We start from the raw sequence: 22,952 nt of genomic DNA, 5'->3' as shown, positions 1-22,952 counted from the left end.
GACATGACCACCGACACCATCACCGCAAAGGCAGCCGAGCCCGCAAAGGTCACCCCCGTGCTCCAGGCCACCGGCGTCACCATGCGCTTCGGCGGACTCACGGCCGTGAAGAACGTCGACCTCACCGTCAACTCCGGAGAGATCGTCGGCCTCATCGGGCCCAACGGCGCAGGCAAGACGACCTTCTTCAACTGCCTCACCGGGCTCTACATACCCACCGAGGGCACCGTCTCCTACAAGGGCAAAGTCCTCCCCCACCGATCCCACCTCGTCACCCAGGCCGGCATCGCCCGCACCTTCCAGAACATCCGGCTCTTCGCCAACATGACCGTGCTGGAAAACGTGCTCGTCGGCCGCCACACCCGCACCGACGAGGGACTCTTCTCCGCCCTCCTGCGCGGGCCGCGCTTCCGCCGCGCCGAGCGCGAGTCCGAGGCCCGCGCCATGGAGCTGCTGGAGTTCACGGGACTTGCCGCCAAGCGCGACCACCTCGCGCGCAACCTGCCGTACGGCGAGCAGCGCAAGCTCGAGATCGCCCGCGCCCTCGCGAGCGACCCCGGCCTGCTGCTGCTCGACGAGCCCACGGCCGGCATGAACCCGCAGGAGACCCGGGCCACCCAGGACCTGGTCTTCGCCATCCGCGACCAGGGCATCGCCGTCCTCGTCATCGAGCACGACATGCGCTTCATCTTCAACCTCTGCGACCGGGTCGCCGTACTCGTCCAGGGCGAGAAGCTCGTCGAAGGCACGTCGGAGGTCGTCCAGGGCGACGAGCGCGTGATCGCGGCGTACCTCGGCACGCCGTTCGAGGGCGCGCCGGGGGACGATGAGGTCGCGGAGGTCGAGGCGGCGGAAGCACACAGTACGGCCCGCACCGAGGGCTCGGAGGGCACCCAGGGAGAAGAGACATGACCGCACTGCTCGAAGTGGAGGACCTGCGGGTCGCCTACGGAAAGATCGAAGCCGTCAAGGGCATCTCGTTCAGTGTGGAGGCCGGCCAGGTCGTCACCCTCATCGGAACGAACGGCGCCGGCAAGACGACCACACTGCGCACCCTGTCGGGGCTGCTCAAGCCACTTGCCGGAAAGATCTTCTTCGACGGACAGCCGCTGAACGGCGTCCCGGCCCACAAGATCGTCGCCATGGGCCTCGCCCACTCGCCCGAGGGCCGGCGGATCTTCCCCCGGCTGACGATCGCGGAGAATCTCCAGCTCGGAGCGTTTCTCCGGAAGGACTCCGCGGGCATCAGCGAGGACGTCCAGCGGGCATACGACCTCTTCCCGATCCTCGGCGAGCGCCGCAACCAGGCGGCGGGCACACTCTCCGGCGGCGAGCAGCAGATGCTGGCGATGGGGCGGGCCCTGATGTCCCGGCCCAAGCTGCTGATGCTCGACGAGCCGTCGATGGGGCTCTCGCCGATCATGATGCAGAAGATCATGGCGACGATCTCCGAGCTGAAGTCCCAGGGCACGACCATCCTGCTGGTCGAGCAGAACGCGCAGGCGGCGCTGTCGCTGGCAGACCAGGGCCATGTGATGGAGATCGGCAAGATCGTGCTGTCGGGGACGGGCGAGGACCTGCTCCACGACGAGTCCGTCCGCAAGGCATACCTGGGCGAGGACTGAGCGCCATAGTTAGTTCATAGTTAAGCGAAAGGGGCCCGCACCGATCTCGTCCGGTGCGGGCCCCTTCCGTTTCCGTACGGCGTGGGCGCGGGGCCGTTGCGGGGCTGCTACTGCCCCTGCTGCTTCTTTTCCTCGGCGTCCTCGATGACGGCCTCGGCCACCTGCTGCATGGACAGCCTGCGGTCCATCGACGTCTTCTGAATCCACCGGAACGCGGCGGGCTCGCTCAGCCCGTACTGCGTCTGCAGGATGCTCTTGGCCCGGTCCACCAGCTTGCGCGTCTCCAGCCGCTGCGAGAGGTCGGCGACCTCCTTCTCCAGCGCCTTCAGCTCGGTGAAGCGGGAGACCGCCATCTCGATCGCGGGCACGACATCGCTCTTGCTGAACGGCTTCACGAGATACGCCATGGCCCCGGCGTCCCGGGCCCTCTCCACCAGTTCGCGCTGCGAGAAAGCGGTCAGCATCAGGACGGGCGCGATGCTCTCCTCGGCGATCTTCTCGGCGGCGGAGATGCCGTCGAGGACCGGCATCTTCACATCGAGGATGACCAGATCGGGCCGGTGCTGGCGAGCGAGCTCAACGGCCGTCTGACCGTCCCCGGCCTCACCGACGACGGTGTAGCCCTCCTCCTCGAGCATCTCTTTCAGATCGAGTCGGATGAGGGCCTCGTCCTCGGCGATGACGACACGGGTGGTCTGCGGCGGGACGTGCGACTGCTCGTCGTCAACGGGCTGCTCGGGCTCGGCGGCGCTCACGGGACTCCTCGTTCCAGGGGAGATGGTGCCCCTGCAGCCTACCTAGCTGCAGCTGAAGACACACACACGGTAGGGTGTCTCTGCAACTGGCCGGGTTGGCGCAACTGGTTGACGCGGAGGTCTCAAAAACCTCTGTCCGCAAGGACATGTGGGTTCGAATCCCATACCCGGCACCACGCATTCCTTGGAGAAGACGGATTCTCTCGTTCGAGCGAAATTCGAGCATTCCCCAGCTCCAGCAGAGATGACCCGCAACGCTGTGCGAATGGACGAACACAATCCGTCAGTGCGCCATGAAGCTGTCACGCTGATGCGCCGGGGGGTGACCAACCGGGTCGTCGCCGAGCGATTAGGCGTTCCACGGGGCACGGTCGGCTGGTGGCGACACCAGGACCGGAAGCAGCGCGGCGAAACCTTCGAGCATCCCCATGACTGCCCCCGGTGCACCGGCCGCCAGTTCGACCGCCGGGCTTACGCCTATCTACTCGGCCTCTACCTCGGCGACGGCCACATCATCTCCAAGCCCAAGCAGCACCACCTGTCGATCTTCTGCGCAGACAGCTGGCCCGGACTGATCGAGGACGCCGAAGAGGCAATGCGGAAGGTGATGCCCATGCCCAGCGTGAGGCGACGGCAAAAGACGGGCTGCGTCGAGGTGAAGTCCTACACGAAGCATTGGACATGCATGTTCCCTCAGCACGGCCCGGGGAAGAAGCACGATCGAGTCATCTCCCTTGAGCCCTGGCAGCAGGAGATTGTTGACGAGTACCTGTGGGAGTTGATCCGTGGCCTGATCCACTCCGACGGTTGTCGCATCTCCAACTCGACGGTGCGAACCGTCGATGGCGAACGGAAACGCTACGAGTACCCGCGTTACTTCTTCACCAACAAGTCGGACGACATCCGGCGGCTCTACACGGATACGCTCGACAAGCTCGGGATCACGTGGACCCACTGCACCCGTGACGGCAACCCGTTCAACATTTCCGTCGCCAAGCGCGCCTCCGTCGCGCTCATGGACGCGCACGTCGGGCCCAAGTACTGACACCGCTCGGGCGTACTGCCCGGCCCCTTACTTCTGGTAATCGTCCTCGCCAATGTGGTGGACCCGTACCAGGTTCGTCTTGCCCGGAACTCCCGGCGGGGAGCCGGCCGTGATCACGACGACGTCGCCCGGTTCGCAGCGGCCGATCTTCAGGAGTTGTTCGTCGACCTGCTGGATCATTTCGTCCGTCGAGTCGACCCTCGGGCCGAGGAAGGTCTCCACGCCCCACGTCAGGTTGAGCTGTGAGCGCGTCGCCGCCTCGGGGGTGAAGGCCAGGACGGGGATGGGCGAGCGGTAGCGGGAGAGGCGGCGGACCGTGTCGCCGGACTGGGTGAAGGCGACCAGGAACCTGGCGCCGAGGAAGTCGCCCATCTCGGCCGCCGCGCGGGCCACCGCGCCCGCCTGGGTGCGGGGCTTGTTGCGCTCCGTCAGGGGCGGGAGGCCCTTGGCGAGCATGTCCTCCTCCGCCGCCGCGACGATCCGGCCCATGGTCCTGACCGTCTCGATCGGGTACTTGCCGACGCTGGTCTCGCCGGAGAGCATCACCGCGTCCGTGCCGTCCATGACCGCGTTGGCGACGTCGGAGGCCTCGGCGCGGGTCGGCCGGGAGGCATCGATCATCGAGTCGAGCATCTGGGTCGCGACGATGACCGGCTTGGCGTTGCGCTTGGCCAGCTTGATGGCGCGCTTCTGGACCATCGGCACCGACTCCAGCGGCATTTCGACGCCGAGATCGCCGCGGGCGACCATGATGCCGTCGAAGGCGTCGACGATGCTGCCCAGGTTCTCGACGGCCTGCGGCTTCTCGACCTTCGCGAGGACGGGGAGGCGGCGGCCCTCCTCGTCCATGACGCGGTGGACCTCGTCGATGTCGCCGCCGCAGCGGACGAACGAGAGGGCGATGACGTCCGCTCCGGTGCGCAGGGCCCAGCGGAGGTCCTCGATGTCCTTCTCGGACAGGGCGGGGACGGAGACGGCGACGCCGGGGAGGTTGAGGCCCTTGTGGTCGGAGACCATGCCGCCTTCGATGACCATCGTGTGTACGCGGGGGCCGTCGACCTTGGTGACTTCGAGGGTCACCCGGCCGTCGTCGACGAGAATGCGCTCGCCGCGCGTGACGTCAGCGGCCAGCCCTTTGTAGGTGGTGCCGCAGATCTGCCGGTCGCCTTCCAGCTCTTCGACGGTGATGGTGAACTCATCACCGCGTTCAAGGAGTACGGGTCCTTCGTGGAAGCGGCCGAGGCGAATCTTCGGGCCTTGAAGGTCGGCGAGGACGCCGACGCTGCGGCCGGTGTCTTCGGAGGCCTTCCGCACGTGGCGGTAGCGCTCCTCGTGGTCGGCGTAGGTGCCGTGGCTGAGGTTGAAGCGGGCCACGTCCATGCCGGCCTCGACCAGTGCCTTGATCTGGTCGTACGAGTCCGTGGCGGGGCCCAGTGTGCAGACGATCTTTGCTCGGCGCATGGGGCGAGCCTATGCCGTACTGGTGGGTAGAGATTGGGACATGCGTGACGACTCAACGGCCGTTACATGAAGGGATATTGACAAGTGTTGAAAGGAGCACGGACCTGCTCTGATGAGCAGATCGGACCGGAAGTAACCACCCGCGATCCGATCGTGACTTGTCACATCCACTACATGAGGTTAGGTTTACCTAAGTCTTGAGCCCGGAGGGTGTCCGGGCTCCTGGCACGAAAGGCCTCCTTTCCATGTCCGGAACCCTCAGTCGCCGCGCCACGGCCCTGGCCCTCGTCGCGGCGTTCGCCGCCACCGCGTGCGGCTCCTCGGACGACGACGCCAAGCCGTCCTCCCCCGCCGGAGGCGCAAGCACTCGGTGACGACGGCCATGGGCGAGGTTGAGGTGCCCGGCAGCCCCAAGCGCGTCGTCGTGCTCGACACCGACGCCCTCGACTCGGCGATCACCCTCGGCGTCAAGCCGGTCGGCGCGGTCATCGCGTTCGCTGGCGCGCCGCTGTCCACGTACCTCCCCGTACCTCCCCGAGGACCGGATCAAGGGCATCAAGGAGGTCGGTCTCATCGGTGAGCCGAACCTCGAGGCCATCCACGAGCTGAAGCCGGACCTCATCCTGAGCAGCAAGGTCCGCGACGAGAAGAGCTACAAGGAGCTGTCGCAGATCGCCCCGACCGTCTTCTCGGAGACCACGGGCCCCAACTGGCGTGAGAACTTCGAGCTGCACGCCGACGCCCTCGGCAGGAAGGGGGTTGACCCGCAGCGCCACTCGGGCCGTGACGCCCTCGGCGACCGCGATCCGGCTGGTCCGGTGGAGTTCGAGCAGGCTCTCGGCGTTGATGGCCTCGACTCCGGCCCGGACGAGGGCGGTGAGGACCGGGACCGACTTGGCAGGACCGGCGGCGACGAGGCGTGGCGGCCCCTCGGCCGGTCCGTGCCGGAACGGGCGGGCGCCGAGGGCGAGTTCGAGCTGGGAGACGGAGGCGACCTCGAAGCCGTCCACGTGCGGGGCGAGGGCCTGGACGACGCCCGGGAAGGAGTTGGCCTTCACGGCGTAGTAGACGGCCGCCCACTCCGGGAGCGCGGCGCGCAGCTCGCGGGCCCGCTGGGCGGCGGCATCGCCGTCGTACACGTAGGCCGACACCGGCGCCTCGGACCGCTGCGCGAGGTCGAGCAGGTGGCGGCCGGCGCGGGGAGCGTGTCCACCGGATAGGCGGATCGCGGGGCTGCGGAGGGCGGGAACTGGACGGACACGGGTCTGCCTCGGGATGGTTGCGGGGAATGGGGAGTTGGGGGCCAGGGCTCGGCGGGTCAGCGGCGCGGCGAATCTTCGGATCAGGGGCGCGCGATGCTGCGGCGCGCGAGGCTGCGGACGATCATCACGTGGGGCCGCCAGCCGGGGTACGGCTCGATGCGGCCGACCGGCTCGAACCCGTACGTGGCGTACGTGGCGAGCACGACGCCGTTGTCCTCGGCGACGAGTGCCGCGGCGCGCTCCTCGTGGCGTCCGGCGAGGAAGGCTTCGAAGAGCTCGTGCCCGACGCGGGAGCGGCGCCATCGCGGGCGGACCAGCAGCTCGCACACCCCGACCGTGCGGTCCGGGTACTCGCGGGTGAACTCGGGCCCGGGGTCGGGCGTCAGGCCGTCCCACCACAGCGAGTCGGCGGGCAGCGTGTAGCCGTAGACGAACCCGGCCACCTCCTCGTCCTCGAGCGCCGCCACGAGGGCGAAGCCGGGGCGTCCGGCGTGGCGCAGCAGGCGGTCCGATATGGGCGGGTCGCTGTGGTCGCTGAGGCCCAACGCCTGTGCGTAGACGCCCTCGTAGACCCGCGCCCAGCGAACGGGGTCCGCGGCGACGGCACCCCCATCGAACCGCCGGACGACCAGCGCGGCCGGTGACGCGGGCGGTGACGCGACCGTCGGCGCGGGCAGTGACGCGGGCGGTGACGCGACCGTCGGCACGGGCGGTGACGCGGACGCGGTCTGCGGATGAGACACGGATTCCCCCAGGGTCACGGGCAGCCTGGCGCCGAGGATCCCCAGGCGCACTCACTTAGGCGAGCCTAACCTAATACAACCGCCCGTTCTGTCCAACCTTGGGATCCCCCGCCACCCTTCACCGGAGACGGACGAAGCCCGGCCTTCGCAGCGGCTCTTGCTCCACACGCCCGGAGGGCGTCAGGCCAGGAGTCTCCGGGATGTGCGGTACCGGAGGTGGACCATCCCGTTGCCGAACCGGCGTTCGTCCAGCAGCTCGAATTTCACGCGGACATGGTCGGGGAAGAGCCGTTTACCGCCTCCCACCACGATCGGCGCGACGAACAGGTGGCACTCGTCGACCAAGTCGGCCTTGAATGCCTGAGCGGCAAGCTCGGGACCACCCACGGTGAGGTCACGTTCCGCTGAGGTTTTCATCTCCCGGACCGCTTCAGGGTCGAAGTCCCGCTCGATCCGCGTCCTGGCGGTGGAAACCGTCTCCAGCGTCCTGGAATACACGATCTTGTCCGCTGCCTGCCAGATCTCCGCGAAGTCCCGCATGAACGGTGGCTGGTCGGCTCGGGTGTCCGCGGACTCCCAGCCGAGCATCACCTCGTACATCCGGCGTCCGTACAGATAAGTGCCGATCGGCCGCTCAAGGTCGTTGATGAAGGTGTGCACCTCTTCGTCCGGTACAGCCCAGTCGAATGTGCCGTACTCGTCCGCTACATAGCAGTCGAGCGACGCGATTGCCGAGTAGATCAACGTGGCCACGGTCAGCCTTTCTTCGGTGTCGTCCGCCGCACGGCGGGCACGGCCCCCCTCAGAGCCGGGGCGGTGACATCGTGAAGCGCGCGTTGACATGGGCGTGGACCGTCTGGCGCTGCGGCTCCAGGTCCAGCGGCGGGGCCTCCCCGCTCTCCGCTCCTCCCGCGAAGCCCCGCATCGTCCCGCCCGGCGCCGCCGGCCTCACCACCGGTACCGCGCTTTCGGCCCCCTCATCGGCCAGTTCGACCAGCGCCGTCAACTCCGCGCCGAGCGCGCCCGCGTACTCGCGCGCCCGCTGCACCGCCTCCCGTACGGCCTGCCGGCGCGCCTCCCCATGGGCGGGCGAATCCGGGCGGAGCGCCCACCACGGGCCGCCCACGCTGGTGAGTTCGAGGTCGGCGAGCCGGGTCGCGAGCTCACCGAGCGCGGTGAAGTCGGTGAGCGTCGCCGTCACGTGTACCCGCCCGTGGTACGCCCGGATGCGCTCGCCGCGCCCCTTGTGCGTCAGCTGCGGCGTGATGACGAACGCGCCGGTCTCCAGCTTCTCGACCGCCTCGCCATAGGACTTGACGAGGTCGAGAACGGCGGAGTTGCGCCGGGCCAGGTCCTCGAGCGCGCCCCGCCGGTCCGTGCCACGGGCGTTGACCGTGATGCCGATCCTGGCGATCTCGGGGTCGACTTCCAGCCTGGCCTCGCCGCGGACGGCGACGCGCGGGTGCTCGGGGGTGCCATACGGGGTGGGCTGGGGTGATGTCGTCATACGGCCACTCTGCCAGGCCCGGCGGCATCCAGCGGGCGGGCCGCCGGAAGCTCACGCGTGACGGCGTATCACGCGTGACGGAGTTCCACTGTTCTGACGGGCCCCTCCCCCGGCCGCCCCTGCCGCGCGTCCGCCCCGCCGGTCGGACCGAAGGTCGTGAACGCGGTGCGGGCGGGCAGCAGGTAGGGCTCCTTGCCCGGCTCCCCCACTCCCACCAGGGAGTTGAGGATGACGGCGCTGCGCCAGGCCGCAAGACCCAGGTCGGGGGCGCCCACCCCGTGCGTGTGCCGCTCCGCGTTCTGGACGTACACCGCGCCCTTGACCGAATGGTCCATGACGAGCCGGAAGTGCTCGTCGACGCACGGCCGCTGGGAGGTGTCCCGCCGCAGGTACGGGTCCAGGGGGCCCAGGAGGCTGTCGAGGCGGCGCTCGCGGTAGCCCGTCGCGAGCACGACGCCGTCCGTGGTGGCCCGGCTGCGCGTGCCCTGCTGCACATGCTCCAGGTGGAGTTCGACGCGCCCGTTCCCGGACCCGGTTCCGAACCGTCCCGCCGTACGGACCCGGACGCCGGGTGTGAGGACGGCGTCCGGCCAGCCGCCGTCCACCGTGCGCCGGTACAGCTCGTCGTGGATGGCGGCGAGGGTGTCGTGGTCGATGCCCTTGTGGAGCTGCCACTGCACCGGGAGCAGCTCGTCGCGCACCCGCTCGGGTAGGCCGTGGAAGTAGCGGGTGTAGTCGGGCGTGAAATGCTCCAGACCCAGCTTGCTGTGCTCCATGGGCGCGAAGGCGGGCGTGCGGCTCAGCCACGTGAGCCGCTCGCGCCCTGCGGGCCTGGCGCGCAGCAGGTCGAGGAACACCTCGGCGCCGGACTGGCCGGACCCGATGACGGTGAGGTGCCCGGCGGCCAGCAGTCGCTCGCGGTTGGCGAGGTACTCCGAGGAGTGGACGACGGGGACGGTGGGCGCCTCGGCGAGCGGGCGCAGCGGCTCGGGGACGTACGGGGCCGTGCCGACGCCGATGACGAGGTTGCGGGCGTACGTACGGCCCAGGGCCTCGGCCTCGCCCACCGGGTCGACCTGGGTGAAGTCGACCTCGAACAGGTCCTGTTCCGCATTCCAGCGCACGAGGTCGACCTGGTGCCCGAAGTGCAGCCCCGGCAGCTGCTCGCTGACCCAGCGGCAGTACGCGTCGTACTCGGCACGCTGGATGTGGAACCGCTCGGCGAAGTAGAAGGGGAACAGCCGGTCGCGGGCGCGGAGGTAGTTGAGAAAGGACCAGGGGCTGGCCGGGTCGGCGAGGGTCACCAGGTCGGCGAGGAAGGGGACCTGGACGGTGGTGCCCTCGATGAGCAGGCCGGGGTGCCAGTGGAAGGCGGGGCGCTGGTCGTAGAAGGCGGTGCGCAGCCCGGGCCCTCCCCTGTGGCGCAGCCCGTCGGCGAGGGCGGCGAGGGAGAGGTTGAAGGGGCCGATGCCGATGCCGACCAGGTCCAGGGGGTGGTCGGCGGACGAGGTCGGCTCGGCCGGAGCGGGGTGCGAGTCCGGCGGAGTCCGCGGGGCCGGTGGGATCATTTGGCGGCGCTCCCTTCCACGATGCCGAGAAGGACTTCCAGGTCGGCGGGCCGGGTGTGCGGGTTGAGGACCGTGGCCTTGAACCACAGCCTGGTCGTGCCGTCGCGGTGGTCGGTGGCGTGGGCCCGGCCGAGGACTGCGCGGCCCTCGGTCATGAGGCTGCGGCGGACCGAGGCGACGCGGTCGTCGTCGGCGCCGGACGGCCGGAAGAGAACGGTGCTCAGCGTCGGCCGCTCGTACAGGTCGAAGTCCGGGTGGGCCTCTACGAGGTCGGCGAAGCGCTGGGCGGCGGCGCAGGTGTGCTCGACGAGGGCGGCGAGTCCCGTACGGCCGAGCGCGCGGAGCGTAACGGCGATCTTGAGGACGTCGGCGCGGCGGGTCGTACGCAGCGAGCGGCCGAGGAGGTCGGGGATCCCCGCCTGCGTGTCGTCCTCGGGGTTGAGGTAGTCGGCGCGGTGGCCGAGCGGGGCCAGAGCCGCGGTGTCGGGGACGGCGAGGAGTCCGGCGGCGACCGGCTGCCAGCCCAGCTTGTGCAGGTCGACGGTGACGGAGTCGGCGCGGGCGAGGCCGTCGAGCCGGTTGTGCAGGGTGGTGCTGAACAGGAGCGGGGCGCCGTAGGCCGCGTCGATGTGGAGCCGGGCGGAGCGGGCCGCGCAGACGTCGGCGAGCTGCGGAAGCGGGTCGATCTCGCCCGTGTCGGTGGTGCCCGCGGTGGCGATCGCGAGCAGCGGGCCGCGCATCCCGCTCAGGGTGTGGTCGAGTTCCGCGGGGCTGAGGACGCCGGCCGGGGTGGGCAGGATGACGGGCTCGGGCAGGCCGAGGAGCCAGGCTGCGCGGCGGATGCTGTGGTGGGCGTTGGCTCCGCAGACGACCTGGACGGGGCCTTCTTCCTTGCTCAGTTCGCGGGCGAGGAGCAGGGCGAGCTGGTTGGACTCGGTGCCGCCGGTGGTCACGAGCGCGTCGGGGGCGCTGCCCGCCGGGAAGACCTCGGTGGCCAGTCCCCGGCTGACCAGGTCTTCGAGCGTGGAGGCGGCCGGGGCCTGGTCCCAGGAGTCCATGGAGGGGTTGAGGGCGCTGGCCGCGAGATCGGCGGCCGTGGCGACGGCGAGCGGCGGGCAGTGCAGATGGGCCGCACAGAGCGGCTCCGCGGGGTCGGCCGCGCCCTCGGCGAAAGCCTGTACGAGGTCGCGCAGCGCGGCCTCGGAACCGACCCCGGCCTCGGGGATGAGGGGTTCCGCGGCGACCCGTACGCGATGGGTGACCGCCTGCGGGCCACCTGCCGGCATGGGCCCGCCACGGGCGGCGGCCCCGGCTTCAAGCGCTTCGAGGACGGTCTCGAGGAGGGGCCGCAACTGCCGCGGGCCGTCCGCGCCTCCGGCGAGCGGTGCGGCGGGGGTGCCGTGGGTGCCGTGGGTGCCGTCTGGCGGCATGGGCATGGCGTGTCCTCCGGGATGGCGTCAGCCGGACAGGCGACCGGCAGCCGCTGGAGTCCGCGGCCACGCCCAGTCTGAGCAGGGATGCCTGAGTACGTCCGGCGAGCACGACCATCCAAACCCGAAAGGGGTACTGACCCCGGCCGGTTGTGGGCATTCGTTCCGCGGGGGCGGAACGGGTGGGCACAACCGGCCACCGGGCCGCACCGTGGCCATGGTCCGGGAGGCGCACCCACCGTTGTCCACCCCGGCTGGCGCGCGATACGTCGTCAGGTGCGGCCCGGGGCCACCATCCGGCGGTGGCCGTTCCTGCAGTGGCCAGGGTCAGGCCGGTGGCCGGGTTGTGCCCACCCGTTCCGCCCTGCGGAACGAATGCCCACAACCCGGCTATGTCGCATCGCGCACCCGCAGACCACGCCGCAGATCGTCCAACTGATCGTCAAGGCGCCGCCGCAACGCAGGAATCGGCTCATCGTCCCGAAGACACTTCTCCCCCAGCCGCAGCGTCTCCGCCTCCACCGCGTGCGCCGGGAAGCCGTAGCGCCCCAGCACCTCCCCGATCGCCGCCCCCCGCCGCGCAGACGCGGCCACCGCCGCCGGGTAGTACCGCGGCACGTAATCGCGTACGAGATCGTTCTGCTCGGGCTGCCAGAACCCCTGGGCCGTGGCGGTGACGAGGTACGCGGACAGCTCGTCGTTCTCGAACATCGCCGCCCAGGCGGCCTCCTTCGCCTCCGGGTCCGGGAGCCCGGCCCGGCACCGGGCCGCGCCCTCCTGACCGGTGGCGCTCGGGTCCCGGTCGAACTCGGCGGCTATGTCGGCCGCCGTCGCGGCCCCCAGGACGCAGAGCCGGTCCAGCGTCCGCCACCGCAGCTCGGGGTCGAGTTCCGGGCCACCGGGCACCGCCCCCGCGGTGAGCCATTCGCGCAGCGTGTCGGGGTCGACCGAGCTGTCGATGAAGGTGCGTACGGCGGTCAGCCGCAGGCCGGGCGCGGAGCCGTCCTCGGTGATCCGCAGCAGGCCGCGGCTGATGGCCCGGAGGGCGGACAGCGCGGCGGGGCGGCCCTCGGGCGGCAGGAACCGGTCCGCGATGTGGACGCTCGCGAAGGCCAGCACGCCCTGCACGATCGCGTTGTCCGTCTCGCGCGGGAGGTGGGCGCGGGCGGCGTCCAGGTATGCGGCAGGCGGGAGGTGACCGTCGCGGACCATGTCGCGCGCGGCGTTCCAGATCACGGCGCGCGCCAGCGGGTCCGGAAGCCCGGACAGCGACCGCACGACTGTGTCCCACGAGCCCGGATCGAGGCGGATCTTGGCGTAGGTGAGGTCACCGTCGTTGATGAGCACCAGGTCCGGCCGGCGTCCCGGGCGCGCCTCGCGGGCACTCCCGCTGCCCTGCGGGACGTCGACCTCGAAGCGCTCGCGCAGCATCAGGCTGCCCGGCTCGACCGGGTCGTGGTCGTACGCGCCGACGGCGACCCGGTGCGGGCGGCTGCCCTCGCGGCTGACGGTCAGGGTCCAGTGGCCGTCCGCATCGGCGAGCGCGAGCGCGGGCGCCGGTGCGGGCTCGGACGTGAGCGTGTCGACGCCGGTGGTGCGCAGCCAGGCGTCGGCCCAGGCGTGCACGTCGCGGCCGGAGGCGCGGGCCAGGGAGTCGATGAAGTCGGCGAGGGTGGCGTTGCCGAAGCGGTGCCGCGAGAAATGGTCGTTGATGCCTGCGAGGAAGTCGCCCTCGCCGAGCCAGGCGACGAGCTGGCGCAGCGCGGAGGCGCCCTTGGCGTAGGAGATGCCGTCGAAGTTGAGCCGCGCGGCCTCGGTGTCGGGAACACCCTCGGGCTCCGGCGCCACGGGGTGGGTCGACGGGCGCTCGTCCGCGTCGTAGCCCCAGCTCTTGCGGGCGACCGCGAAGTCCGTCCAGGTTCCCGAGAAATCCGTCGCCTCGGTGAGGATCTGGAAGCCCATGTACTCGGCGAACGACTCGTTCAGCCAGATGTCGTCCCACCAGGTCAGCGTGACCAGGTCACCGAACCACATGTGGGCCATCTCGTGGGCGATGACCATCGCGCGGGTCTGGCGCTCGGTGTCGGTGACGGCGGAGCGGTAGATGAACTCGTCGCGGAAGGTGACGAGCCCGGGGTTCTCCATGGCGCCGGAGTTGAACTCGGGGACGAACGCCTGGTCGTACGAGTCGAAGGGGTACGGCTCGTCGAAGATCTCGTGGTAGCGGTCGAAGCAGCGGCGGGTGATGTCGAGCAGCTCGTCGGCGTCGGCGTCCAGGTACGGCGCGAGGGACTGCCGTACGTGGAGGCCGACCGGCAGACCACGGTGCTCGCTCCGGATCGAGTGGTACGGGCCGGCGGCGAGCGCCATCAGATACGTGCTGATGGGCGGCGTGGGCGCCAGCCGCCAGCGGCCCTCCGCCGCCTCCCCGACCCTCTCCGCCACGCCGTTGCCGAGCACGGTCCAGGCGGGCGGCGCGGTGACGGTCACCTCGAACACGGCCTTCAGGTCGGGCTGGTCGAAGGCCGCGAAGACGCCGGGCGCGTCCGTCATGCAGCACATGGTATAGAGGTACGTCTCGCCGTCCGCCGGGTCCGTGAAGCGGTGCATGCCCTCGCCGGTCCGGGAGTAGCGCATGTCGGCGACGATGCGCAGCTCGTGCTCACCCGCGCCGAGCCCGGTGAGCGGCAGCCGTCCGCCGGCCAGCGCCGCCGTATCGAGCTCCTGCCCGTCGAGTACGGCGCTGTGGAGGGTGTCCGGACGCAGTTCGACGAACGTGTCGCTGGGCTCGCTCGCGGTGAACGCGATGACGGTACTGGAGCGGAACAGCTCCTCGCCGCGCGTCAGATCGAGATCGATCGCGTAACGCCGCACGTCGAGGAGGCGGGCTCGGGTCTGCGCTTCGTCGCGCGTGAGTACGGACATGTGGCCATGCTGCCGCATGCCCTGCGGGCGGCGCAGGGGTCGAGTGGAGACCCGCCCGGACCCGGGGCCGTCAGGGCCTGAGCACGAGCTCGCACCAGACGGTCTTGGTGAGGGTGTCGTGTTCGTCGGTGCCCCAGCGGTCGGCGAGGGCGTCGACAAGGAGCAGCCCACGGCCGGTTTCGGAGTCGGGAAGCGGAGGCGCGAGGTCGGCAGGGGACGGTGGGCGGCGCTCGACGCGGGTGTCGGTGGCTTCGATACGAAGCGTGGAGCCGCTGTGGGTGAGCCGCAGACGGAAGTCCCGTCCAGGGAGTCGGCCGTGAACCGCCGCGTTCGCGGCGAGCTCGGCGACGAGCTGGGCCGCGCTGCGGGACGCCCGCGTGTCGTACGACCAACCCCAGGCGGCGAGCTGCTGGGTCGCGAGTCGACGGGCGAGGCGCGCGCCCCGGCGGGTGGAACTGAGCCGGACGGTGAACTGGCGGCCCTGCCCTGCATCTTGGCCGGTAGAAGCGGTTGGGGAAGGAGTTTGCGAAATCACGTCACTCAGCGTGGTCAACCGGTCGTAACCTGACCAGGGACGCCACCAGTACGCAGCGTGACTGTCCGGACACGTGGGCCGGTCGTCCGGGAGGCCGGGCGTGACGGGGCGTGCGGCGGCCGTGTTGAGTACGAGCACATCGGAGGTGACGGATCATGACGGGTGCCGGACAGCTGGGCAATGGGGCAGAAGAACAGGACTGGGACGAGGGCGACGCTTCGGAGGTCCTCAAGACCGTCGGCAAACAGCTCAAGCTGTGGCGCGAGCGGGCCGGACTGACCCAGGCCGAGTTCGGCAAGAAGATCGACTACGGGGAGGAGCAGGTCTCCTCGGTCGAGCGAGGGCGGAGGGTCCCGAAGCCGGAGTTCCTGAACGCAGCGGATGAAGTGCTGGGCGCGGGCGGGCTGCTGGCCGCGATGAAGGAGGACGTGAAGCAGGCCCGGTACCCGAAGAAGGTACGGGAGCTGGCGCGGCTTGAGGCGGAGGCGGTGGAGCTGGGGGCGTATGCCAATTCCGTCGTCCATGGTCTGCTGCAGACCGAGGACTACGCCGGGGCGGTCTTCCGTTTGGTCCGGCCACTGCTGGACGAGGAGGCCATTGAGCGACGAGTGGCCGCGCGCATGGCCCGCCAGGAGATCTTCAATCGGTTGCCCGCCCCGATCCTCAGCTTTGTCCAAGATGAGGTGACACTGCGCCGTCCGGTCGGTGGCAGGATGGTCCTGCAAGGACAGCTCGAACGTTTGTTGGAGGTTGGTCAGTTGCGGAACGTGGAGATCCAGGTGATGCCGACGGACCGCGAGGACCACGCAGGTTTGAGCGGGCCGTTTCAACTGCTCGAGCCCCACCACGGCCCCAAGGTGGGCCAAATCGAAGTGCAACAGTTCAGCCGTGTGATCACCGACCGGAAAGAGCTCCGGGTCTTCGAGGCTCGGTACGGGATCATCCGAGCGCAGGCGTTGACTCCCCAGGAGTCACTGGCGTTCATCGAGAAACTGCGGGGAGAAGTATGACCGAGCTGAAGTGGTTCAAGAGCAGCTACAGCACAGGGGACGGCCCCAACTGCGTCGAGATCGCGTCCATACCCGGCACGGTCCACGTCCGGGACTCCAAGGACAAGCAGGGCCCGCAGCTCGCCTTCTCGCCGGAGGAGTGGGCGGCCTTCGTCTCGTACGCGGTCGAGCAGGACCCGACGACCATCTGACCGCAAACACGCAGCAGCCTCAAGGGACCCCGTCACCGTACGGAAGGGGTCCCTTTTCCATGTCCGCGCTTCGCGCTATCCGCCATAAAGGTGAGACCACCCGTCATTCCGTGTCAACGACGCACGGTCACAGAGGTTGCGCCCTACGCTTCATTCTCGGCCCGATGACGAATGACTGGGACAGGATTTCGCCACCTGCAGCCGCCCATGTCGTTTGCTCGGGTGGGGGGCTCACATTCTCTAGAGGAGGTTCCGTGAGGAAGTCCAGTCAGCTGGCTCTCCTGGCCATCGTGGCCACAGCTCTTACGCCGATCGCGTCAGGTACAGCATTCGCGGATGCGGACGCCAAGGCCGTCGCGGCCAACAGCTCCGGCATTCTGTCGGGATTCATCATTCAGGAAGTCGAGCACGAGCCGTCCAACAACTGCGCTAACACTGGATCTTCGGCCGAGCAGGAATCCGAGATCGAAGACGGCCCCGTTAGCCCTGGTCCCGGCGACCTGGAGAACGAACTCCTGCAGGTGTCTGCATTCAACCCGGCTACCGGCAACGCCTGTGTCAACGCCAGTGGCGACCACCACGACGACCACAGGCACCACGACAAGAGGAACCACGGCGACAAGAAGCACTACAAGCACGACGACAAGAACCACGACAAGAAGAACCACGCCAAGCACGGCTGGTAGCACCAGTCGGGTTCAGCGAGCGGGTGACGCTGGTCACCCGTCGGCCTGGCCCGGTAGTAGCCCGTGGTATCGGGGGCCTTCCGCACTGCGGAAGGCCCCCGCCCTCTTTCCGGCCTGACCCAGTAGCACCGCGCACGCCTGGCCCCGCGTCGCGCTCTCCCGCGAGTTCCGCAATCGGGCGATCTGGCGGGCTCGCGAGTCGGTGAAATCCCCACCCCGCCGCCGTGCCACCCGAGCGTGGCCGACGGCCGCACACCGGCCGACCGCGTTCGGGGGGACACCAAGCCGATAGCCGGGCATCCGGAGCAAAAACCCGGCCTCATTTCCATACAACGAACGCTCGTCACAAAGGTTGCGCTTTCCGCCTTGTTCTTCGCGTCTTGATGAATGAGTGGGGGCAGGGCTTCGCTACTTGGGGCGTCCCATGTCGTTTGCTCTGACGGGGGACTCACATTCTCTAGAGGAGGTACCGTGGGGAAGACCAGTCAGCTGGCTGTCCTGGCCATTGCAGTCACAGCTCTTGCGCCGATCGGGGCAGGTACGGCATTCGCCGACGCGGATGGCAAGGCCGTCGCGCTGAACAGCTCGGGCATTGCGACGGGATTCATCGTTCAGGAAGTCGAGCACGAGCCGTCCAACAACTGCGCCAACACCGGATCTTCGGCTGAGCAGGAATCCGACATCGATGGTGGCCCCATCAGCCCTGGGCCCGGCGACCTGGAGAACGAACTCACGCAGATCTCCATTGGCAACCCGGCCCGCGGCAACGTCTGCATCAACGCCGAAGCCGACCACCACGACAAGAAGCACCACGACAGGAAGAAGGACTACGACAAGAAGCACTACAAGCACGACGACAAGAAGGACGACGGCAAGAACCACAACGGCAAGAACCTCGACAAGCACGGCTGGTAATCAGCCGGATCAGCCGTCAGGTGACGCTGAGTCACCCCTCGGGCTTGCCGGTAGTAGCGGCAGGGGGCCTTCCGCCCGGCGGAAGGCCCCCTGGCCGTGTTCCGGAGCGGGTCCGGGGACTAACCGCGGGCGATCGTCTCGTGGTGGCGGATGACCTCCGCGATGATGAAATTCAGCAGCTTCTCCGCGAACGCCGGATCCAGCTTCGCGCTCTCGGCGAGCTGTCGCAGCCGGGCGATCTGGCGGGCCTCGCGGCCCGGGTCGGCCGGCGGAAGGTGGTGGTCGGCCTTGAGTCGACCGACCTGCTGGGTGCACTTGAAGCGCTCGGCCAGCATGTGGACAACCGCCGCGTCGATGTTGTCGATGCTTTCCCGCAGCCGGGTGAGCTCGGCCAGGACGGCCTCGTCGGCGATGGCGGCGTTCACGGGCTGGTCGGTCCGATCGGTCCCGTCGGGCTGGTCGGTCATGGAGCAGAATCTCCCGTAGCGGATCGCTGGCAGCGGCAAACGGCGTCACCGTAACAGGGCCGACCCCTACGGCCGTACTGCGCTTCAGGGGCTGGACGGGCAGCCCTCGTTCGGTGGCGGCGTGCCGTCAAGCGCTTGTCATGCTACTGACATGCGTCGCCCTTGGCACAGTGCGCCAGGCTCGCCGGTGATCGTCGGCTGGTTGTCCGGATCCGGGCTGGTCGCTCCAGCCGCCGGGGACCGCGCCGCTCTGCTTTCGCGGAAGCGGACCGGCGCGGTGCCGACGCGGCGGGTGAACAGGCGGCCGAAGTACGCCGGGGCGTCGTAGCCGCAGCGGCGGGCGACGGCGGCGAGGGGCAGCTCGGTGGCGGAGAGAGGACGGGGTCACCGTCGCCGCCCAGGTCGGCGCGGTCGCGGCGCAGGGCGACGAGGAGTTCGTGGACGGCGGCGCCGGTCTCGACCTCGAGGAGCGGATTGCCCCCGGCGAGCGGGACGACGGGCCGGTCCGGATCGATGTAGCCGAGTTCGGTGTACGTGGTGGCGGCGGGCCCAGTGAAGTCGACGAAGCTCTCGTCCCAGCCGTTCTCCGGGTCTGCGTCGTAGTGGTGCGGCACACCGGGAGTGAGCCAGAGGAGCGTGGGCGCTGCCACCGTACGCCGTCGGCCGTCTCGGGGTCACGGAACCAGCCGCTCCCCGCGCTGACGACGAACTCGGCGGTACCGCTGTCGCCCACCTTGCGCAGCTCCACCCAGGGCGTCGCCCTCTGCCGGGGCGGTGAACGCGTAGCTCAGCTCGGCCGGGTCGAGTCGCCACCGGCAGCGGCGTGCGGATCAGCCCGCGCACGCCCGGCTCGTCGACCGCCGTGACCCACGTACTGCCCGGCCCGCTCTTTTACGGCGAGCGCGGTGGACACCACGATCGCGCGGCGGCTCGGTCGGCGCTCCAGCCGCGGTTCCGGTCAGGCGGAGAGGTGTGGGGCTGATGACGCGTGAAGCCATGAAGTCAAGCCGCATAAAAGGTCATCAGACTAAAAGCACAAAAGCGTATTCCGTCAAGAGGTGCGCCGGTTATGCGCCGGTCAACTCGCGGTGGTACGTGAGGCGGAGCATTCTTTCCGCGCGCTCGACCGTACGGGTGGCGCCAAGTCCGGGCTCTTGTCGCCCAATCGGCCTTCATGCGTCACTTTCATGTATCCACTCCGGTACTTCCTTGCGCGACAGGCCTCCGCCTCCCCGCCGACCAGGTTCCTATCGGTCGACGTCCGGCCATGGACCTATTCCGCACCGAGTGCCAAGCCGGGATGCCGAACGACCAAGCGGCCCATTCATCAATTCATACGCATGAGAGGACCGTTGACCGTCCCAGCTCCTCAGCGCCGGCCATCCGAAGCTTACCGGCCTCTTCAATTCCACAGCGGCTTCCCACACCGCACAGCGGAAGAGAGACTGTCATGAATCTGACCAAAGCACTCCTCGTCCCGGCTTGCGCTGTCCTGGCAGCAGGCGCACTCACCGTTCCCGCGCACGCCGACACTGCCGTCGCCTGCTCCGTACCCGACCTGGTCCAGGCCATCAACGACGCGAACACGGGCGGCGGAGACACCCTCATTCTCAGCCCCGGCTGCACCTACAACCTCGTCGACCCCGATCCCAACGACCCCGAGAACGGCCTGCCGGTCATCAGCTCCGCCATCACCCTCGTCGGCAACGGGGCCACCATCGTTCGTGACAGCGGCGCCGGCGAGGACTTCCGCATCCTGAAGGTCGACGCCAACGGCGACCTCGGCCTCGAGAACCTCACCATCAGGGGCGGCCGCCCCAATTTCACCGAAGGCGGCGCCGGCGTCCTCGTCGAGTCGGGCGGGGATCTCAGTGCCGAAACAACGATCTTCAACGACAACGACGTGGTCAACAGCAGCAGCGAAGACGGCGGCGGCATCAGCAACTACGGAACAGCCACGGTCACCACCAGCCTTTTCACCGGCAACACCGCGCGTCACGGGGGAGCAATCGACAGCGATGGAGCCCTGACCGTGACCACCTCCCGGCTGACCGGCAACCATGGCGTCACGGAGGCGGGTGGCATCAACAACGACAGCAGTACCGGAGCCATCGACATCAACAACAGCCGCATCAGCAACAACACCTCGAACTCGGACGGCGGGGCGCTGGACTTCGACAGTGGCACCATCACCATCGGCGGCAGCACCATCACCAACAACACCGTCAACCGCCCGAGCAGCGGCTTCGCCGGAGGCATCTTCAACAGCGGCAACATGACCGTGACCGGCAGCTCCATCAGCGGCAACACCATCAATTCCTCCAGCGGGTTCGTGGAGGGCGGCGGCTTCGACAACTTCGGCCCGCTGACGATCAGGAACAGCAAGGTCGACGACAACACCATCAACGCTCAGGGGGCCACGGTTTCTGTCGGCGGGGGCATCAACAACGGCTTCGCGCCGCTGACCCTTGAAAGGACGAGCCTCAGCGGCAACGAGATCAACGACACGGGCTCCCAGGCCGGAGGACTCTTCAACGACAGTGGCACCGTCACGCTGACCAGCAGCAGGATCAGCAACAACGTCTCCCAAGCCCAGCCGGGCGGTGTCTGGACCGACACCCCATTCTCCGCCGTCGGCTCCTCCATCACCGCCAACACCCCCACCAACTGCACGGGCAGCCCGGTCATCCCCACCGGCTGCACCGGCTAAGGGCGAGGCGGCCACCGCCCGCGAGCCCCGAAACGAGCGAAAAGCGTGACGTCGGCCTTCACGAACCAGATTCTTTCTGGTCGCGAAGGCCGACGTTGCGTTCCGCGGAGCGGTCACCTCCGGACCCGGAGATGGCCGCTCCGTAACGGGGACCGGCGCCCGCGCCGTATGCGCGGGCGCCGCCCCATGGATCAGCCGCGGAGCTTGTCGGCGCCCTTCTTGATGTCGGCCGCGAAGTGGCTCACCTCGGTGTAGACATCAGATGAAGAACCAAGAGTCGAATTCCGCCAAGGAGTGCGCCGGTTATGCACCGTTCAACTCAGGTGGCACGCAGGGCGGGATATTGATTCCGTGCGCTCCACCGTATGAGTGGCGCCCAGTCAGGGCTCTTGTCGCGCAATCGGCTTTCATGCATCACTTTCATGTACCCACACCGGTACTTCCTTGCGCAACAGGTCTCCGCACTCGCCGACCCAGCTTCTTCCGGTCGACGTCCAGTCGTGGACCCATACCCGCACCAAGTGCCAAGCCGGGATGCCGAACGACAAACGGCCCCAGTCAAATTCCCATGCACGAGCGGGCCGTTGTCCGTCCTAGCTCCTGGCGCCGCCAACTGAAGGATACCGGCGTCTTCAATTCCACAGCGGCTCCCCACACCGCACAGCGGAAGAGAGGCTGTCATGAATCTGACCAAAGCCCTCCTCACACCGGCTTGCGCTGTCCTGGCAGCAGGCGCGCTCACCACCCCCGCGCACGCCGACACCCCCGTCCCCTGCTCCGTACCCGCCCTGGTCGACGCCATCAACGACGCGAACATGGCCGGCGGAGACACCCTCAGCCTCGCCCCCGGCTGCACCTACAACCTCACAGACCCCGACCCCGGCGACCCCGAAAACGGCCTGCCGGTCATCAGCTCCCCCATCACCATCATCGGCAACGGGGCCACCATCGTTCGTGACGGCGGCGCCGGCGAGAACTTCCGCATTCTGAAGGTCGACTCCGACGGTGACCTCACCCTCCGGAGCCTCACCATCAGGGGCGGCCTCACCACCGCAGGCGGCGCCGGGGTCCTCGTCGAGGCGGGCGGAAGCCTCAGCGCCACCACAACCACCTTCTTCGACAACGCCGCCATCAACTCGGACGGCGGCGGCGTCCGCAACTTCGGCACGGCCACGGTCGACAGGAGTATTTTCACCGTCAACGCCGCGCGCCACGGCGGAGGAATCGACAGTCAGGGAGCGCTGACCGTGAACCGCTCCCGCCTCACCGACAACCACAGCGACACCGAGGGTGGGGCCATCAACAACGACAGCTCCACCGGGGCCATCACCATCAGCACCAGCCTCATCAACAACAACACCTCAGACCTGGAGGGCGGGGGGCTGCACTTCGACAGCGGCACCATCACCATCAACAGCAGCTCCATCATCGACAACATCGTCAATAACATCAGCGGTTCCGCCGGAGGCATCGACAACGACGGCACCCTGACCGTGACCGGCAGCGTCATCAGCCGCAACACCATCAACGCCCCCGCCGGCGGGGGCGTGGAAGGCGCCGGCATCACGAACTCGGGCTCGCTGACGCTCAGGAGCAGCAGCGTCAGCGACAACACCATCAACGCTCAGGGGGCGGTGTTTTCCAGGGGCGCCGGTATCTTCAACAACGTGGCTGCCGCGCTGACACTGAACAGGATCAGCCTCAACGACAACGAGATCATCGACACCGGTTCCCAGGCCGGGGGCCTGTTCAACAACGGTGGCACCGTCACGCTGACCCAGAGCAGTATCACCCGCAACGTCTCCGACCTCGCCCCCGGTGGCGTCTGGACCAACACCGCCTTCTCCGCGGTCGGATCCGCCATCACCAACAACATTCCCACCAACTGCACCGGCAGCCCGGTCATCCCGACCGGCTGCACCGGCTAGGTGCGAGGCAACGACCACGACTAGCCCCCGAATTCGGTGCGGAGCGTGACGTCGGCCTTCGCGACCAGGTTGTGGTCGCGAAGGCCGGCGATGCGGGTCCACCTCATGGCGGAGCGGTCACCTCCGGACACGGAAGTGACCGCCCCATCCAGGGAACCGGCGCCCGCGCCGCAAGCGCGGGCGCCGAAG

At 68.8% G+C, this 22,952-nt stretch carries 20 protein-coding genes, 1 tRNA gene and 3 pseudogenes; 12 read left to right on the top strand and 12 right to left on the bottom strand.

The window, feature by feature from the left end:
- The first annotated feature begins 3 nt into the window (after window positions 1-3).
- Together ACTWQC_RS00715 and ACTWQC_RS00710 are read left to right on the top strand one after the other, a co-directional pair.
- Window positions 4-912 carry an ABC transporter ATP-binding protein gene (locus ACTWQC_RS00715; protein WP_443313644.1) on the top strand — a complete coding sequence of 303 codons (909 nt, stop codon included), beginning with the start codon at window positions 4-6 and terminating at the stop codon, window positions 910-912.
- Window positions 909-1,625, top strand: coding sequence for an ABC transporter ATP-binding protein (locus ACTWQC_RS00710; RefSeq protein WP_443313468.1), 717 nt, complete (start codon window positions 909-911; stop codon window positions 1,623-1,625). The genes ACTWQC_RS00715 and ACTWQC_RS00710 overlap by 4 nt, the downstream gene beginning before the upstream one ends.
- 107 nt (window positions 1,626-1,732) lie before the next feature.
- Here the strand turns inward: ACTWQC_RS00710 and ACTWQC_RS00705 are convergent, their stop codons facing one another.
- A complete protein-coding gene (locus tag ACTWQC_RS00705) occupies window positions 1,733-2,380 on the bottom strand; it encodes an ANTAR domain-containing response regulator (RefSeq protein ID WP_443313467.1) in 648 nt (215 codons plus the stop codon).
- An 89-nt stretch (window positions 2,381-2,469) separates the two neighbouring features.
- Between ACTWQC_RS00705 and ACTWQC_RS00700 the strand changes: the two genes are divergently transcribed.
- Window positions 2,470-2,556 (top strand) — tRNA-Leu (locus ACTWQC_RS00700).
- 89 nt (window positions 2,557-2,645) lie between these two features.
- A complete protein-coding gene (locus ACTWQC_RS00695; protein WP_443313466.1) occupies window positions 2,646-3,425 on the top strand; it encodes a helix-turn-helix domain-containing protein in 780 nt (259 codons plus the stop codon).
- Between the two features lie 27 nt (window positions 3,426-3,452).
- Here the strand turns inward: ACTWQC_RS00695 and pyk are convergent, their stop codons facing one another.
- Window positions 3,453-4,886 carry a pyruvate kinase gene (gene pyk / locus ACTWQC_RS00690; RefSeq protein WP_443313465.1) on the bottom strand — a complete coding sequence of 478 codons (1,434 nt, stop codon included), beginning with the start codon at window positions 4,884-4,886 and terminating at the stop codon, window positions 3,453-3,455.
- 245 nt (window positions 4,887-5,131) lie between these two features.
- On the opposite strand from pyk, the gene ACTWQC_RS00685 reads away from it, so the two are divergent.
- Window positions 5,132-5,260 carry a hypothetical protein gene (locus tag ACTWQC_RS00685; protein ID WP_443313464.1) on the top strand — a complete coding sequence of 43 codons (129 nt, stop codon included), beginning with the start codon at window positions 5,132-5,134 and terminating at the stop codon, window positions 5,258-5,260.
- Between the two features lie 18 nt (window positions 5,261-5,278).
- Window positions 5,279-5,578 (top strand): annotated as a pseudogene (locus tag ACTWQC_RS00680) (ABC transporter substrate-binding protein); the annotation flags it as partial.
- 75 nt (window positions 5,579-5,653) lie between these two features.
- Here the strand turns inward: ACTWQC_RS00680 and ACTWQC_RS00675 are convergent.
- From ACTWQC_RS00675 to ACTWQC_RS00640, 8 genes and pseudogenes are all read right to left on the bottom strand, one after another.
- Window positions 5,654-6,025 (bottom strand): annotated as a pseudogene (locus tag ACTWQC_RS00675) (type III PLP-dependent enzyme); the annotation flags it as partial.
- Between the two features lie 203 nt (window positions 6,026-6,228).
- A complete protein-coding gene (locus ACTWQC_RS00670; protein WP_443313463.1) occupies window positions 6,229-6,942 on the bottom strand; it encodes a GNAT family N-acetyltransferase in 714 nt (237 codons plus the stop codon).
- A gap of 129 nt (window positions 6,943-7,071) precedes the next feature.
- The gene (locus ACTWQC_RS00665; protein ID WP_443313462.1) at window positions 7,072-7,644 is read right to left on the bottom strand and encodes a dihydrofolate reductase family protein; all 573 of its coding nucleotides are present in this window, start codon (window positions 7,642-7,644) and stop codon (window positions 7,072-7,074) included.
- Window positions 7,645-7,693: 49 nt separating this feature from the next.
- Window positions 7,694-8,398, bottom strand: a complete 705-nt coding sequence (locus tag ACTWQC_RS00660) for an SIMPL domain-containing protein (RefSeq protein WP_443313461.1) — start codon at window positions 8,396-8,398, stop codon at window positions 7,694-7,696.
- A gap of 68 nt (window positions 8,399-8,466) precedes the next feature.
- Window positions 8,467-9,966, bottom strand: a complete 1,500-nt coding sequence (locus ACTWQC_RS00655) for a lysine N(6)-hydroxylase/L-ornithine N(5)-oxygenase family protein (protein WP_443313460.1) — start codon at window positions 9,964-9,966, stop codon at window positions 8,467-8,469.
- Complete coding sequence (locus tag ACTWQC_RS00650) at window positions 9,963-11,402, bottom strand: pyridoxal phosphate-dependent decarboxylase family protein (RefSeq protein ID WP_443313459.1); 1,440 nt, start codon at window positions 11,400-11,402, stop codon at window positions 9,963-9,965. Before ACTWQC_RS00650 ends, ACTWQC_RS00655 begins: the two co-directional genes overlap by 4 nt.
- 384 nt (window positions 11,403-11,786) lie before the next feature.
- Window positions 11,787-14,321, bottom strand: coding sequence for an aminopeptidase N (pepN, locus tag ACTWQC_RS00645; protein WP_443313458.1), 2,535 nt, complete (start codon window positions 14,319-14,321; stop codon window positions 11,787-11,789).
- Between the two features lie 70 nt (window positions 14,322-14,391).
- The gene (locus ACTWQC_RS00640; protein WP_443313457.1) at window positions 14,392-14,856 is read right to left on the bottom strand and encodes an ATP-binding protein; all 465 of its coding nucleotides are present in this window, start codon (window positions 14,854-14,856) and stop codon (window positions 14,392-14,394) included.
- Between the two features lie 155 nt (window positions 14,857-15,011).
- Here ACTWQC_RS00640 and ACTWQC_RS00635 point away from each other — a divergent pair, with 155 nt between their 5' ends.
- The 4 genes from ACTWQC_RS00635 to ACTWQC_RS00620 all read left to right on the top strand — a co-directional run bounded on the left by ACTWQC_RS00635 (window position 15,012) and on the right by ACTWQC_RS00620 (window position 17,658).
- Window positions 15,012-15,866 (top strand): helix-turn-helix domain-containing protein, encoded by an 855-nt coding sequence (locus tag ACTWQC_RS00635; RefSeq protein ID WP_443313456.1) that lies wholly within the window; start codon window positions 15,012-15,014, stop codon window positions 15,864-15,866.
- The gene (locus tag ACTWQC_RS00630) at window positions 15,863-16,057 is read left to right on the top strand and encodes a DUF397 domain-containing protein (protein WP_443313455.1); all 195 of its coding nucleotides are present in this window, start codon (window positions 15,863-15,865) and stop codon (window positions 16,055-16,057) included. The genes ACTWQC_RS00635 and ACTWQC_RS00630 overlap by 4 nt, the downstream gene beginning before the upstream one ends.
- Before the next feature lie 254 nt (window positions 16,058-16,311).
- Complete coding sequence (locus tag ACTWQC_RS00625) at window positions 16,312-16,743, top strand: chaplin family protein (RefSeq protein ID WP_443313454.1); 432 nt, start codon at window positions 16,312-16,314, stop codon at window positions 16,741-16,743.
- Between the two features lie 471 nt (window positions 16,744-17,214).
- Window positions 17,215-17,658: a hypothetical protein gene (locus ACTWQC_RS00620; RefSeq protein WP_443313453.1), complete on the top strand. Its 444-nt coding sequence runs from the start codon at window positions 17,215-17,217 to the stop codon at window positions 17,656-17,658.
- 119 nt (window positions 17,659-17,777) lie between these two features.
- Here the strand turns inward: ACTWQC_RS00620 and ACTWQC_RS00615 are convergent, their stop codons facing one another.
- Window positions 17,778-18,125 (bottom strand): chorismate mutase, encoded by a 348-nt coding sequence (locus ACTWQC_RS00615; RefSeq protein WP_443313452.1) that lies wholly within the window; start codon window positions 18,123-18,125, stop codon window positions 17,778-17,780.
- 138 nt (window positions 18,126-18,263) lie between these two features.
- Window positions 18,264-18,831, bottom strand: a pseudogene (locus ACTWQC_RS00610) (AraC family transcriptional regulator); the annotation flags it as partial.
- Window positions 18,832-19,575: 744 nt separating this feature from the next.
- On the opposite strand from ACTWQC_RS00610, the gene ACTWQC_RS00605 reads away from it, so the two are divergent.
- Both ACTWQC_RS00605 and ACTWQC_RS00600 read left to right on the top strand, forming a co-directional pair.
- The gene (locus ACTWQC_RS00605) at window positions 19,576-20,835 is read left to right on the top strand and encodes a hypothetical protein (protein ID WP_443313451.1); all 1,260 of its coding nucleotides are present in this window, start codon (window positions 19,576-19,578) and stop codon (window positions 20,833-20,835) included.
- 680 nt (window positions 20,836-21,515) lie between these two features.
- On the top strand, window positions 21,516-22,763 hold the full coding sequence (locus tag ACTWQC_RS00600; protein WP_443313450.1) for a hypothetical protein: 1,248 nt from the start codon (window positions 21,516-21,518) through the stop codon (window positions 22,761-22,763).
- The last annotated feature ends 189 nt before the right edge of the window (window positions 22,764-22,952 follow it).

Origin of the sequence: Streptomyces sp. 8N616 (assembly GCF_052246385.1) — a bacterium.
Lineage (GTDB): Bacteria > Actinomycetota > Actinomycetes > Streptomycetales > Streptomycetaceae > Streptomyces.
This window is presented reverse-complemented; position numbering and strand designations above follow the sequence as displayed.